9 protein-coding genes, 5 pseudogenes and 1 other annotated feature are annotated in these 13,204 nt (G+C 59.8%); of the genes and pseudogenes, 10 read left to right on the top strand and 4 right to left on the bottom strand.

Features of this window, described 5'->3' with window-relative positions; translation table 11 throughout:
* Positions 1-46: 46 nt before the first annotated feature.
* The 6 genes and pseudogenes from BMY84_RS25895 to BMY84_RS25865 all read left to right on the top strand — a co-directional run.
* Positions 47-1,000 (top strand): annotated as a pseudogene (locus BMY84_RS25895) (IS3 family transposase); the annotation flags it as partial.
* Positions 53-166: a sequence feature (AL1L pseudoknot), on the top strand. Its footprint overlaps the pseudogene before it by 114 nt.
* Positions 1,001-2,096: 1,096 nt before the next feature.
* Positions 2,097-2,593 (top strand): annotated as a pseudogene (locus BMY84_RS25885) (tyrosine-type recombinase/integrase); the annotation flags it as partial.
* A gap of 4 nt (positions 2,594-2,597) precedes the next feature.
* Positions 2,598-3,799: pseudogene (locus BMY84_RS25880) on the top strand (IS91 family transposase).
* Positions 3,800-4,411: 612 nt separating this feature from the next.
* A complete protein-coding gene (locus BMY84_RS25875; RefSeq protein WP_093087789.1) occupies positions 4,412-5,068 on the top strand; it encodes a hypothetical protein in 657 nt (218 codons plus the stop codon).
* Between the two features lie 183 nt (positions 5,069-5,251).
* Positions 5,252-5,758: pseudogene (locus BMY84_RS25870) on the top strand (hypothetical protein); the annotation flags it as partial.
* A gap of 347 nt (positions 5,759-6,105) precedes the next feature.
* Positions 6,106-6,345 (top strand): annotated as a pseudogene (locus BMY84_RS25865) (iron-containing redox enzyme family protein); the annotation flags it as partial.
* A gap of 338 nt (positions 6,346-6,683) precedes the next feature.
* Here BMY84_RS25865 and BMY84_RS25860 read toward each other — a convergent pair.
* Genes BMY84_RS25860 through BMY84_RS25845 form a run of 4 tightly spaced genes read right to left on the bottom strand, consistent with a single transcriptional unit; the run spans position 6,684 to position 10,655 of the window.
* The gene (locus tag BMY84_RS25860; protein WP_093087786.1) at positions 6,684-8,195 is read right to left on the bottom strand and encodes an SAVED domain-containing protein; all 1,512 of its coding nucleotides are present in this window, start codon (positions 8,193-8,195) and stop codon (positions 6,684-6,686) included.
* Between the two features lie 30 nt (positions 8,196-8,225).
* A complete protein-coding gene (locus BMY84_RS25855) occupies positions 8,226-9,164 on the bottom strand; it encodes an AAA family ATPase (protein ID WP_218147039.1) in 939 nt (312 codons plus the stop codon).
* The gene (locus BMY84_RS25850) at positions 9,164-9,673 is read right to left on the bottom strand and encodes an HORMA-1 domain-containing protein (RefSeq protein ID WP_093087783.1); all 510 of its coding nucleotides are present in this window, start codon (positions 9,671-9,673) and stop codon (positions 9,164-9,166) included. The genes BMY84_RS25855 and BMY84_RS25850 overlap by 1 nt, the downstream gene beginning before the upstream one ends.
* Positions 9,674-9,683: 10 nt before the next feature.
* A complete protein-coding gene (locus tag BMY84_RS25845) occupies positions 9,684-10,655 on the bottom strand; it encodes a CBASS oligonucleotide cyclase (protein WP_093087782.1) in 972 nt (323 codons plus the stop codon).
* A 149-nt stretch (positions 10,656-10,804) separates the two neighbouring features.
* Between BMY84_RS25845 and BMY84_RS25840 the strand changes: the two genes are divergently transcribed.
* The 4 genes from BMY84_RS25840 to BMY84_RS25825 are packed head-to-tail and all read left to right on the top strand — an operon-like array spanning position 10,805 to position 13,009.
* Positions 10,805-10,987 carry a ribbon-helix-helix protein, CopG family gene (locus tag BMY84_RS25840; RefSeq protein WP_256215448.1) on the top strand — a complete coding sequence of 61 codons (183 nt, stop codon included), beginning with the start codon at positions 10,805-10,807 and terminating at the stop codon, positions 10,985-10,987.
* Complete coding sequence (locus BMY84_RS25835; RefSeq protein WP_093087779.1) at positions 10,984-11,604, top strand: hypothetical protein; 621 nt, start codon at positions 10,984-10,986, stop codon at positions 11,602-11,604. Before BMY84_RS25840 ends, BMY84_RS25835 begins: the two co-directional genes overlap by 4 nt.
* Before the next feature lie 2 nt (positions 11,605-11,606).
* Positions 11,607-12,092 (top strand): helix-turn-helix domain-containing protein, encoded by a 486-nt coding sequence (locus BMY84_RS25830; RefSeq protein WP_093087777.1) that lies wholly within the window; start codon positions 11,607-11,609, stop codon positions 12,090-12,092.
* The gene (locus BMY84_RS25825; protein WP_093087776.1) at positions 12,089-13,009 is read left to right on the top strand and encodes an ImmA/IrrE family metallo-endopeptidase; all 921 of its coding nucleotides are present in this window, start codon (positions 12,089-12,091) and stop codon (positions 13,007-13,009) included. Before BMY84_RS25830 ends, BMY84_RS25825 begins: the two co-directional genes overlap by 4 nt.
* The last annotated feature ends 195 nt before the right edge of the window (positions 13,010-13,204 follow it).

Raw genomic sequence — 13,204 nt, 5'->3', positions numbered from 1 at the left:
CGCAGCCGACTGAGTCGCACATTGTTTATAAAGGACTTGCCAAGAGGCCGTCCACATATGCCCAGGCGGAGCTCGACCGCCCGTTCAAACGATGATCGCCTTTATCGACGAACATCGCGATGCCTATGGGGTCGAGCCGATCTGCCGGGTTCTGCCGATCGCCCCATCCACCTATCACGAGCGCCTTGCCAAGCGGCGAGACCCGGCTTTGCAATCTGCTCGTGTCCGGAGGGATGAAGAGCTGAAGCCCGAAGTTCTGCGGGTCTTTGCCGAGAACTTGGGAGTTTACGGTGTGCGCAAGGTATGGCGGCGGCAGATGAAGCGCGAAGGCTTCGATGTCGCGCGCTGCACTGTGCAGCGGTTGATGCGAGATCTTGGTCTGCAAGGGGTGATCCGCGGCAAGCCGGTTCGCACCACGATTGCAGACAAGGCGGCCCCATGCCCGCTCGATCAGGTCAACCGCCAGTTCCATGCTCCGGCGCCGAACATGCTATGGGTCTCCGACTTCACCTATGTCGCGACCTGGGCGGGGTTCGTCTACGTTGCCTTCGTGATCGACGTCTACGCCCGTTATATTGTGGGTTGGCGCGTCAGCAGAACAGCGCATGCCAGCTTTGTGCTGGATGCGTTGGAGCAGGCCATCCACGACCGACAGCCCGTTCATCGCGGTGGCCTGGTCCATCATAGCGACCGCGGATCGCAATACGTGTCCATCAAGTACACCCAACGCCTCGCTGAAGCCGGCATCGAGCCATCCGTCGGCAGCGTCGGCGACAGCTACGACAACGCTTTGGCCGAAACGATCAACGGCCTCTACAAAGCCGAAGTGATCCACCGTCGAGGACCTTGGCGCTCGTTCGAAGCCGTCGAATACGCCGCGCTGGAATGGGTCGATTGGTTCAACAACAGGCGCCTGCTGGAGCCGATCGGAAACATTCCGCCCGTCGAAGCGGAGCAACGCTACTACGCCATGCTGGACGACGTCCCACTGGCTGCCTAATTTAAGAAAACTGGCCTCCGGCAATCTCGGTGCGGTTCAGACGCCCTCCCGACACCGCGACATCAGAGGATCTGCGCCAGTTCCAGATTGATCAGCGGGATGCAGCCGTTGGTCTGCCTACGATGAACAGCATTGTATCGGCACTGCGCTTCTTCTTCACACGCACACTCGATCGGCCCGATCTCTCCCGCAGACTTTACTTCGATAACACCTTCGATCGTTGCCTACGGTCCTTAGTCCCGACGAGGTCGGCCGCCTGCTTGGCGCGACCACCTCGCCCAAGCATCGGCGCCGCTGTCGGCGAGCTGTCTCGCGAGAAACGTTTTCCCGAACGTCGGCAGCATTTTGCGGTTGCCCGCTATCGCATAGAATCGCCTTGTAGGTTGCCAGCGGCGGGGCCGTGAAATTGGCTTCAAGGCGGGAGCGACGCTGCGTGGCAATCGCCGACTGAATTGTGCCGGTGTAGCCGTCGTCGGGTGCGTCGCGCAGTGCTCGCAGGATGCGCGTCGCGCGATCCGACGGATCCTTTGCGATCTGGAAGACGGCCCATTCGAGAAGCTGAGTCGCATCCCAAGGGTTGTCGTCTCCGCTTGTGACGCCGGCGGGGCGGTTGGCATAAGGCCATAGCAGCCGGAAGACTTGCACCAGCCATTCCAGTTGCATACCCTTTTCTATGCCCGCTTCCGGGAAATGGAAAAGCCACCGGGAAGGACCACAAAGGGTCGACGGCCGACCGTCTGCTTTTCTAATGCCTTAACCTGAACGAATGGCCGCTTCCAGGGAACGGAAATGAGGTACCGGACGGCGACAAGTGGCGCACTGCAGACCGGCAGGCATGCTAGACCCGAATGGCGGGTTTTAGGGTAACCCGACATACGCGGCTTCAAGCCGGAATGGCCTAAGTTGGTCGGATCTGCCTCAACTCGAACGCGTAGAAAAGAGACTTGTACGAACCCGCTGGCGCGGGATGGGTGCCTGGATTTGAAGTACCGCTGACCCACTGATATCGGCGCTTTGGTTGAGCCTGCTGCGGCATAGGCAGATTATCGCGACTCCTTTCAACCAAGGAGCGTACGATGATCACCAGTGTCTCTGATATGGCGCGGGTTTGCGTGCCGCCGAGGTGACGATGCTCAAAGTCCGCGATGTCGATAGCAAGCGCATGCTCCTGCGGGTGGAGCGCGGCAAAGGCGGGCGATATCGCAATGCGCTCCTGCCCGCTGACCTGCTTACCCTGTTGCGCGAGTGGTGGTCCGTTGGCCGGCAACAGGGCGTCATGCATGCCGATGGCTGGCTGTTCCCGGGGATGCACTACCTCAAGCCGCTCAGTACGCGACAACTCCATCGCATCGTTGTCGACGCCGCAGAGTCCGCAGGCATCACCAAGCGGGTCGGCCCGCACACCTTGCGGCATAGCTTCGCCACGCATTTGTTGGAGGATGGGGTCGATATTCGCATCATCCAGGCGCTGCTGGGGCATGCGAAACCACCGCCTTTTACACCACGGTTGCCACCCGAACGGTGCGCGCTGTCATTAACCCGCTCGACAGGTTGGTAACGCTGCCCGATCCACAAGTGGCGCCAGACGGCTGAGCCGTTGCGCACCTCACTCGAGGTCGCCGACATCTTTCGCACCGCCGGACCGGCCTATCGGGCCGCCCATGCCGGGCATCTGAGCCTCACCCAGCTCAAGGTGATGACGGCGATCGAGAACTGCCGCACCGCAGCCCTTGGCGGTCATGTCGAGGCCTGCGAGGACTGCGGGCATTGGCGGATCGCCTATAACAGCTGTCGTAACCGGCACTGCCCAAAGTGCCAGGGCGCGGCCGGGCGCATCTGGCTGGCAGAGCGCGAAGCCGACCTTTTGCCGGTCGGATACTTTCACGTCGTCTTCACGCTACCGGCGGAGATCGCCAGCGTCGCTTTTCAGAACAAGGCGGTGGTCTATGATCTGCTGTTCAAGGCAGCGTCGGAGACTATGCTGACGATCGCGGCCGATCCCAGGCATCTAGGCGCCAGGATCGGGATCCCGCCGTGCTCCACACATGGGGCTCGGCCCTTACGCACCATCCCCACGTCCATATGGTGGTACCGGGTGGCGGCATCGCACTCGACGGGACGCGATGGATATCGACGCGCCCCGCCTTCCTTTTGCCGGTGCGCGTGCTGGGCAAGCTGTTTTGCCGTCTGTTCCTGACCCGGCTGATCCAGCTTTTTGACGCCGGCAAGCTCGCCTTCTTCGGATCGCTCGCATCACTTGCCGAACGGCGCGCCTTCCTGCGTCATCTGGCGCCGGTCCGGAAGACGCGATGGGTGGTTTATGCAAAGGCGCCCTTTGCGGGCCCTGAAGCGGTGCTCGCCTACCTGTCCCGCTATACTCACCGGATCGCTATCTCGAACCGCCGGTTGATCAGTTTCGACGAGAAGGGCGTCACGCTGCGCTACAAAGATTACCGTCGCGATGGACCCGAACACCAAAGCGTTATGACACTCGCGACCGACGAGTTTATCCGGCGGTTCATGTCGCACGTCCTGTCTCGTGGCTTCCATCGTATCCGGCATTACGGTCTGCTGGCCAGCTCATCGCGCAAAGCCAACCTCGCGCGTGCTCGCGCGTTGCTCGAGGTAGCTGCGCCGCCTGACGAGGCGATCCTAGAAAAACCCGTCGATCTGCGACCACCATGCCCTAACTGCGGCGGGCATATGATCATCATCGAGACCTTCGAACGCTGGCGACAGCCGCGAGCACCGCCGGACATCCTGAGGCGATCCCGGAGATTACGTCATGAACCGGCATGAACTGCTCCATATCCATCCTGTCAAAGCGTCGTGGCAGGAAATCACGGCGCTTGCGCTGGAAGCGATCCATGCCGCCGCTCACGACCAGAATGATGGCAGCACGCACCGATTATGCTGCCCGCCCCGGACAAAATGCCGACCGCCTGGTTCCCGTCCATCGCACCCTACCGGCGATTGTGCCAGTCCGCGAAACGGCGCCGACCCGAAATCCCCATAGCCTATCGCCTGAGGCCCCCGCGGGTCGTACATGTGAGACTTTCGTACGCCTGCCGGCGCCCGAAACCCTTCGACAAAGCGGTCGATCCAGCGGGGCAGCTCAAACGTCCGGTGCTCCCTGAACCCGATGTTCGCCTGCATAGCCTCCCGCGTTACTGAAGGAGGATGTCTGGCCGGCGGCCTACTGGCACCTGTCGCCCCCCTACTCGCCAAAACGGACGTTCCGGCTAGGCAATTTTGAAGGAGCGTCGGTCGACTTACCAGACGTTGGAAAGCACTAGATCGATAAATTACCCTGTGCAGTATTGGGTTGCTGCCGCTTTGAATCCGCGTCGATTACGCGTGCGAGAAGCAGCTCTACCGGCTAGGAGGTCATCAGTTGTAGGGGAAACGCAAATGGCTGACGGAATCGAGATGTTTCGCGATATGAGCCTAGGGGTGCCGTTCGGCGCCCTCAAAGGGCTACGGATCGCGCTCATCGAGGCCGCGGTCGATCCTTGGCTCTACCACGCGAAGCGCGCCGATGAGATCAGGCGCAACGCGGTCACCACTGAGGACGTGCTATTGTTCCGGCGCGTTTCCACTGGACAACTTCCGGCGGCGAGCCTCACCTTGTGGGGAAGGGATGGCGGCTACTACGTGCCGAACATTGTCCCTCTCGAGACGCGCAGCCTTTCCTTCACGGAGTACAACTCCATCCTCGAGGATTTCGTCGATCGCGTCGCCCGTCCGGTCTGCGATCGTCTGGAGGTCGCAATCCAGCTGTCGTCGGGCAGCCAGTCGTTGGAGGACTGGACGAGCGAGGATGTCGCAACCCGGCTGCGGCGATTCTCGGCGGCCGCGAACAAGTCGACCGGGGCGAGCCATCCGATGGACGAGCGGCGCTGGTTCGACTTCGTGGTCGCGTCCCATCGTTCGGGAAAGGAGATCGACGTCGAAATCCTCGCCCGTTGGCTGCGCGAGGCGGACGGCTGGGACGAGGAAACCGCCTACAGCCTCGCCAGCTACTATCAGAACGCGGTCGCGCTGCTCACCTACTACGACGAGCATTGATCCGGATGATCTCGGCCGCGAGTCTCGTAGCTTCGTCCGAACCGGTGCTGTGCTTCGACACGTGCTCGCTTCTCGACGTCATGCGCGACCCTTCGAGGGATACGATGCGAGTTCCGGACCGGATCGCCGGTCTGGAATTGCTGAATGCGGCGGAAGCGGGAAGGCTGATGCTTCCTCCCCGAGCAGGTCGTGACCGAATTTAAAGACCACGACGCCTCGACGCAGGAGGAGGCGGAACGCGCCATCAAGAAGGTGCGAGAACAGCTTGGTCGCATAAACTCGCTAGATGCGGTATACGGCAGCGTCAATCTTGTGAACCTCGCCCATCGGGACGACCACGTCGAACGCGCCCGGTCCATCGTCGGGCGCTGGCTAGCCCGCATGCAGACATTCAGGCCGGGCCATGACGCACCGGCCAAGGCGTTCGCCCGCGTCAACACAGCCACCCCACCCGCAACTCGCGCGAAGGAATCCTCCAAGGATTGTCTGGTCTACGAAACTGTGCTCGAGCTGGCTTCGGCCCTCCGCGCCGCCGGCACTACCGCGCCGATCGTGTTCCTCTCGTCCAACCTCAACGAGTATCTGGTCGACAGGAAGCATCTCAAGCCTGAGATCGCCGCCGAGTTTTCGCCCCTCAAGGTCGAGTATGCTCAGAACATGGGACTGGCGAGGCATCTGCTAGGACTTTGACCGAAAGGACTTCGACGCAATCGTCCTGCCGTCGGTGGGCAACCTCAACAGGCCGGAGTAGGCTGAAGCGATGTTCAAAAGGCTCTCAGGTATAATCTCTAAGGCGCTCACCAGCGTGCGCGGAGTCCTGCGCCGCGCCTCCGGGAAACAAAGGCCACCAGTCGGAAGCGCCGCCGCAGAGGTGGCCGATCCCGGGCTGGATCGCTGGATCCGCGTCGTTGCTCCAAACCGCCGGGAGATGGCGGCTCCTCAACGCCTCAGTTCCATTCGAGACATCCCCTTCGTTGTTCTTCTCGGGGAGCCCGGCATCGGGAAATCGACAGTCCTAGAGGAGGAGGCCGCGTTCACGGGCGGCGCATACAGCAAAAGGCTTGCGCCGGATCGGTTTAAGTGGTTCCGAGCGCCGTTATTTCGATCTCCACGCTGTTCTCGACATCAAGCATCGCCGTGATTGGAACGAAGAGGCGATCCGGCCTCTGGTCAAGGAAGACCCGCGTCGGGCAACTGCAATGGCGGAAGGCGCGCTTATTCGCCGCCTTCACTGCGGGGCTCGGTGCTTTAGCGGACTGGCTGCTGCTGGGAAGTGAGATTTGGTCGCTGAACTGCGACAAAGGGTCGGCACAGGGTAGCGCCAGTCTGGCTATACCGCTGGAAGATCGTGCGGTCTTTGGGAGGAATGATCCGGGGCGATACGACGAGTGCGGCGAGATAGCCGTCGATCACCGATACCCCCGGCATCTGGCGCGGAAGGAAGGAGATGATGAGCGTCTGCTATCGCAACTAGGAGAAAGCGGACTAAAAGCGCTTTGATTGGTAACGATAGATCAAGTGGCAAGGGCCGAATTTCAATCAACCAAAATACGCCTCCGGCTAACTGCGATCTGCTATGCCATGCAGCGGGGAGAGTGAAATTCGCGCGGATTGTTCAGTCCATTATGAACGAAGGATGGTAGGTTTTGTCGCCACGCCGGTCGAAGTCAAACTCGTAGACGATACACGGCGCGATCGCCTGGTGCTGTTGGCCAAGGTAGAACAGAATGCTGTTGGGCACCGAAGCGAACAGATGCACGACTGCATCTGGATCCGTAGCCTTGGCCCGCCGCACGGCGTTAGCAACTTGCTCAGCCAGTGAGGCGCCATGGGCACCACCGGAGATGCTTTGTTGACCTGGGCCGCTACTGAACGAGAAATCTATCATCGTGCCGATCTTGAGTGACGCCTTTGCGATATACGCGCGGGCCTGAGGATTTACGTCCTGCGCGGCGCTGAGCAGAACGGCGACGTCGCGTCCACTGCCGGACATCATAACTGCTTCGTCGAAGCGGGGGCCGGTGGTCTGATCATCCGCTTGCCAGATGCGGGCGCCCACACGGCCCTTCTGAATAAGCTGCACGTCAATGCCTGACTTCACGTCAAGAACAGTTCCCGCGAGAAAGGCGATCGACGCATGCGCATCAAGAATGAGCCTCATATGACGCGAGCGGGTGGCTGCGGCGGCGAGAAACGTCTCGACACGTGGGCGAATGTCTCGCTGCCAGTCGAGGCCTTCTTGGATGTAGCGTTGGCGGAAATCGTCTACGAGCGACAAGGCATTCTCGCCGCTTGCGCCGGTCAGGTCTGAAGCAGGACCAAGGAAACTCCGGATTGCGATCGGTGAATAAAGATCCGCAGCTTTCTGAGTGCCGTCGAGCAGGCCTTCTTCTCGGGCAAGGCGGAGAAGAGACTCGCTTGTGAACGCGGCAAGGCCGCGCGACTTGAGCTGACGCGCAAGCTCGTCGTACCGAAAATCAGAGTCGGCCGCATTGCATGTCAGCATGCCTACGACCTTGGCTTTGAGGTTGATTTGTGAGCGCAATTCCTCGAGTGAACGATGCCCGTCGACGATCCGAAATCCACGTAGGACCTCTCTCAGCGCACCATCGTCGGTGAGTCCGAGATGCTCCCGCCAGCACTTCCTGATCTTGCCCATTCGACTGCCGTCTTTCGTACCGTCGAACAGTTTCTCGAGCATCAATGTGCGATCGTTGCCCGAAATTAACCGCGCCAATGGATCGGTGGGCGAGACCCGATATGTCGTGAGAAATGTGAAGAGTGACGGAGCGCTGGCGTGCAACTGGGCGTCGCGCAGACGCTGGAGGAGAGAGAACGTGGTGGCGCCGATGAACTTCGGATCGGTGAAGTCTTCATAGCCGAAGTGACCACCGCGATCGACATGATATTTGACCTGGTGATAGTCTGCATGAATTCGATCGGGTCCCGAACGTGCGACCGGCGGGTCGTATTTGATTACTACGTCGTCAAAGGACTTGGGCCCGTTTGCCTCAAATGTGACCTCGACAACACACGAGGTGTCGTCGAGCAGGTTGAGAGCGTTATCCCAGAATACTCGGGATTGGTAATTGTCGCCATGCCAGCGAGCAGTGACGGCTTCCGCCATGCTAACATCCCCTGCTGGCGAATAACCCGCTCATACGGCTGCATCCTTGAATGGAGGCGTTGGGCATATCGACTTTGCCAACTCCAGAGATCGCGCGGCGGTGATGGGCCGATCGGGATACGCATCGAGGACAAGTGTCGGGATTAGTCGCTGCGTCAGGTCGGAATAGGTAAAGCCTGGACGGCTGCGATCCTGCCCGGTCACAGCAACGATGCTTTCGATGTCTCCAGAGCGCAGGCCAGCTTCGCCGAGCGCTCCTTCAAGCACTGCGCGACGCTGGTCTGCATTCGGGCGATGAAACGCAAAGATATCGGCTGCGCGCCGTTGGACGGCCGGGTCGATCGCGGAGAGGCGGTTCGTGCATAAAATCACCGCAGCGGGAACACGCTTGGCTGCCAGCTGGTCGACTCCTCGGATGAAAGCGTTGACGCCGGCGCGATCCTCATGGTGCATCTGAGCGTCCTCACGGCTCTGCGTGAGCGCATCCGCCTCATCGACGAGAAGAATGATACCGCCCGAGGCGCGGCCATCGCTGCGCTGCAGCTTAGTGGCCGCCTCTAGCGTCAGGTCGAAGGCGGCGGACACAAGCCGCGTCATCTCGCCGACCTTTCCACTGCCCCGCGTCGAGAGGCTGAGCGGATAGAGGGTGACCGGAATGTCCTCCTGGCGTGCGATCGCGTCGCCGATTGTCTCAGCAAGCTCAGTCTTACCTGAGCCGACATCGCCAGCGAGGATCACTAGCGGCGGGCGGCGCGCGACGTAGTCGAGCAACACCTGCGCATCGGGATGGTGCTTGGCGGCCCAAGCGCGGGGGCCAGCGGGATTAACAAGAATGCCGAGCATCTTGGTCAGCCGCGCCTTGGTGTCGTCGATACCGACAAGGCGGACAAGTCTCCGCCGGGCATCCAGATCGGGAAATTCAAGACGGCGGTCGAACAATTCGCCGATCGTTATGCGTTCGCTCATCATCAAGTCCTCACGCTACTGCGTCCGAGTCCACGGCCGCCCGCCGAATAGCTCAAGTCGTCGCTCCAAGCGCCGGTTTCTAACCCGGGCGGCGAGCTGATCGTACGCTGGATGGGAAGGGCGCCCTCGATGCGCTCACGCTCGTTCTGGGTGAGATCAAACCAACGGTTCGAATAGCTTAGAAACGAGGTAAATCGCGCGCCGCCGACATCGATGCCCGGTCTGATCTTGCCCGGATCATCGTCGGCCATCAGCGAGCCACCCGGGATCGCGCGGTAGCGCACTGACGCCGGGGTCCAGAGCGAATTACGCTGGAAGCCGTAGATGACATTGTCGACCGCATCGTGCTTGAGCAACCCAGCGAGCTCGCCTTCGTAGCGATCGACCCAGTCGTCGTTTGGCGCGCCGTAGAAGCGCTGAAAGCGCTTTAGGTCAGTTGCGACCTTCGACGCGATGTAGCGCGCGTGCGTGATCGTGAAGCTGCTGGTTTCTGTGCTCGTGTAGCTGCTCATCGCCTTACTCCTACGCGTCGAAGCTCGGTCCGAAGACCTTCTGCCAGTAACGGATGGTCTCGCTCTTGGAGATCGCACGCAGCGCCGCGTCGATCGCGTCACCGGCATCGATCGCGGCATCCACGATCAGCGCTTGGTTGGTAGTTGTATATAGCTTGGCAACATTGTTCTCGCAGTTAACCGGATCCCAGATTTGAACCGGGTCCGACGTCGATCGGCATGTGCCCGCAGGATAATAATCAGTGAAGGCTATCACCGACCGTAGCTGGTCAGTAGCAAGGTAGGTGAAGAATGACTGCAACGCTTCGGGATAATCGTTGAGCGACACACCCCGATCGGCAAGCTGTGCCACAATCAGCTCAATCATGAACGACTTGAATCGGAAATTTCCGGTTATGTCCTCACGCTTGCGCAGGCCCGCCCAAAACTTGATGAGACGTACCACCTGGGCGAAATGCTGGGGGCAAGCGGCCTTGCGTTTGCGAATGAAGTCTAGATGCATGGGCACGCTCGTCATGAGCTGCTCGCCAGTATCTTGCGAGACCAGCGCGCCGCGCCACTGCGGATCGCCCGAATAGAGGATCGGGACAATGTCTACCTCATTGCCGGTCGCGATGAACTGGACAGAGACCGAATAGGTCTTGCGGGTGATCTGCGACGGCTTGAAGTTCGGGAAAGCAGTCTCAAGGCGTTTGGCAAGCCAGTCGATTAGATCACGGATCGAATGCGGCGCCGAGTCCGAGGCGACATAGCAGGCGACATCGATATCGCTGATCGACTTGAGCGCAGTGCCCTTCGCCAGACTACCTGAAAGCAACATTTTCTTCAGCCCGAAATCGGGATGGTTAACGAGATAGCCTTCGAGTTTATCGCGCAGCCGGTTGGCTTGGGCGCGTAATTCCGTCGCGTCGTCCCGTTTGAGGTTCACCCGGCTGTCTGCAAAGCGGGCTATTTCCCCATGGCTTACATATTCGCGACTCATGGCTATCTCCTTAAATATGATATAATAGCCATAAAATAGCTAATCAATACATATTTTATCAACGTCTATCATTGACAAACTGGCTGCTCCTTCCATATCGAGAACCAGCCGAGGAGAATATGATGTCTAAGCGGACCATGACACTCAACTTGACCGATGCGGAGATGCGCGCGCTCGAGGAGCTGTCTGCGCGCAAGGATCTTAGTAAGACCGCGGTATTGCGTCAGGCGCTGCGTCTGTATCAGATGCTCGACGCGCGCGTGGAGAAAGGCGACAAGCTTGTCTTCGAGAATGACGTTACGCGCGACAAGGCCGAGCTGATGCTTCTGTGAGTGACGCATCGCCCGTCTTTCTTCGTGACGTGGCGACTGGAGATGTCGTCCCGGCTGAATTGGTCTGCGGCATCGGCGTGCCGCATCTGCTGGACTGGCATAATGCCTGGCAGCCAGAGCTGGGCGCGATCAAGGCAACTCTGTACGAGCAAGGCGTACCCAAAGCCGACTGGCCCCAGTCAGGTCATTGGCGCTGGCCGGAGAAGGTGGAAGAAAGCGGTTTGCTCGGTTTTGAGACATTCTGCGTCACTGCTTATGGTATGACCCAGGCGATGATGCGGATCGATGTCACGACTATGCAGTCGCGTTTAGCCGACACGGCAGGTAGGCCGATCGCCTATGTCGACTATCTAGAGGTTGCGCCTTGGAATCAGCCGATCGTTGGCATGCAACGGCGTTTCAAGGGTGCGGGGCTGATCCTGATGATAGCGGCGGCCGCGCTCAGCGATCAGCAGGAATTTAAGGGGCGAGTGGGGCTCCACTCGCTGCCGCAATCAGAAAGCTTTTACCGGGACCTTGGTATGATAGACTTTGGTCCTGACGCAGAGGTGCATGGAGAATTGTGCTATTTCGAGATGACCGCCGACGTTGCTCAAGCGTTGATCGCGCAGGAGTGAAGATGATGCGATTTGAAAGGAGCAAGGAATGGTGGCTGGCCCGCTTAGGTGGGGAGGCCGAGGTTCCGATCGGCGCGAGCCGTGGTTTGGCGGAGGCGAATGCCACCGGCGACAATGAGGAAGGCGTGGCGAGCGAGCCGCCGCCTTCGTTCGGCGAGTTCGTGCATCTTCTGCGCCGCCGCGAGGGCCTGTCCGTTGATCAGTTCGCCGAGGCTGTCGATATCGAGTTAAGCGACGCTCAAGCGATCGAAGAGGATCCTTTCTATCGCGTCGATGCCCGCACTGTGTGGGCGATCGCGCGAACTTATCATTTGCCAAAGGGCAAACTGAACGAGATGGCTGGCGTTCTCGTCGCGAATGACGTCGAGCCCTTTATCGATCAGCAGCGCTATGCGGCGCGCTCCGAGCTTTGCAGCGCGTTGTCTCCTGACGAGATAGCGCTGCTCAACATTGTGGCGTCGGTTATCGAAGAGAGGGCGCAAAGATGAGGAACGTCGCGCTCGGACCGCGTACGGTCTCAGACATCGATGATCAGGTCGGAAAGATTCTGCGCGGACTCGGTAATCCGGAGCCGCCGATCGACCTTCGCATGGTGCGCGAACTGCTCAAGCTTGACCGACAGTTTTACAGTTCGACCGACGATGGTTTCGTGCGGGAGGTTTTCAGCCGCATGAAGGTCGCCGGGTTACAGGTGCTGCAGCGCCCAACGCTCCTTAGGGAAGCGATTCAGAAGCTTAGTCTCAAGGCCCTATACCTACCCGACTCAAAGCGCATCCTGATCGATGCTGACGTGCCGCAGCTCAAGCATCGCTGGAACGAGGCGCATGAAATTGGCCACAGCATCATTCCGTGGCACGAAGGCATGATGTTCGGCGATGACGCGGCAACGCTCACTCCGCACTTTCACGAGGCAATGGAGGCTGAGGCGAATTTCGCTGCGGGTCGCCTGCTGTTTATGGCGGACCGTTTTGGCGAAGAAGCTATGGCGAGTGAGCCGTCCTTGGCGCTAATCCGTGGGCTAAGCGCCCAATATGGTAACACGATAACTTCGACTCTGTGGCGGTTCGTTGAGCAGGCAGAGGCGCAACGTCCGATGATCGCCTTGGTGACGGGGCATCCGCATCGAAGCCGACGCAAACCCGATTTCGATGCCATGAATCCATGCCGTTATTGCATCCAGTCGCCCTTGTTCCGCGCGAACTTTGGGCGCCTAACTGATGGGGACCTGTTCGGGATCGTTGCGGGCTATTCAGGGCCACAGCGTGCTGGCCGGCTCGGTGAAGCCGAGGTGCGCCTGGTGAATGACGACGGTCAGCGGCACCTCTTCAATTTTGAAACCTTTTTCAATGGTTATGAGGCGTTGACGCTCGGCGTTTGGCAGAAGCCCGAGCCTGTTGCACATTGATGCGCATACGGAAAATTGAAACCGACGCAGTCACCCGGCTTTTCTCAGCTTGCTGGATTAAAAATGAGCCATGGAGGGCGGCAACCACCCCATCTCGTTTGACTGCTCGATGTCCCTGTTCACACCTCCTCAAAGGCCGCGAGCTTTCCTATTCCGGTGCCGGCAGCAAGGCCGCCTTCCGTCGGCGCTTACCTA

Origin of the sequence: Sphingobium sp. AP50 (genome assembly GCF_900109095.1) — a bacterium.
In the GTDB taxonomy this organism is placed as follows: Bacteria; Pseudomonadota; Alphaproteobacteria; order Sphingomonadales; family Sphingomonadaceae; genus Sphingobium.
This window is presented reverse-complemented; position numbering and strand designations above follow the sequence as displayed.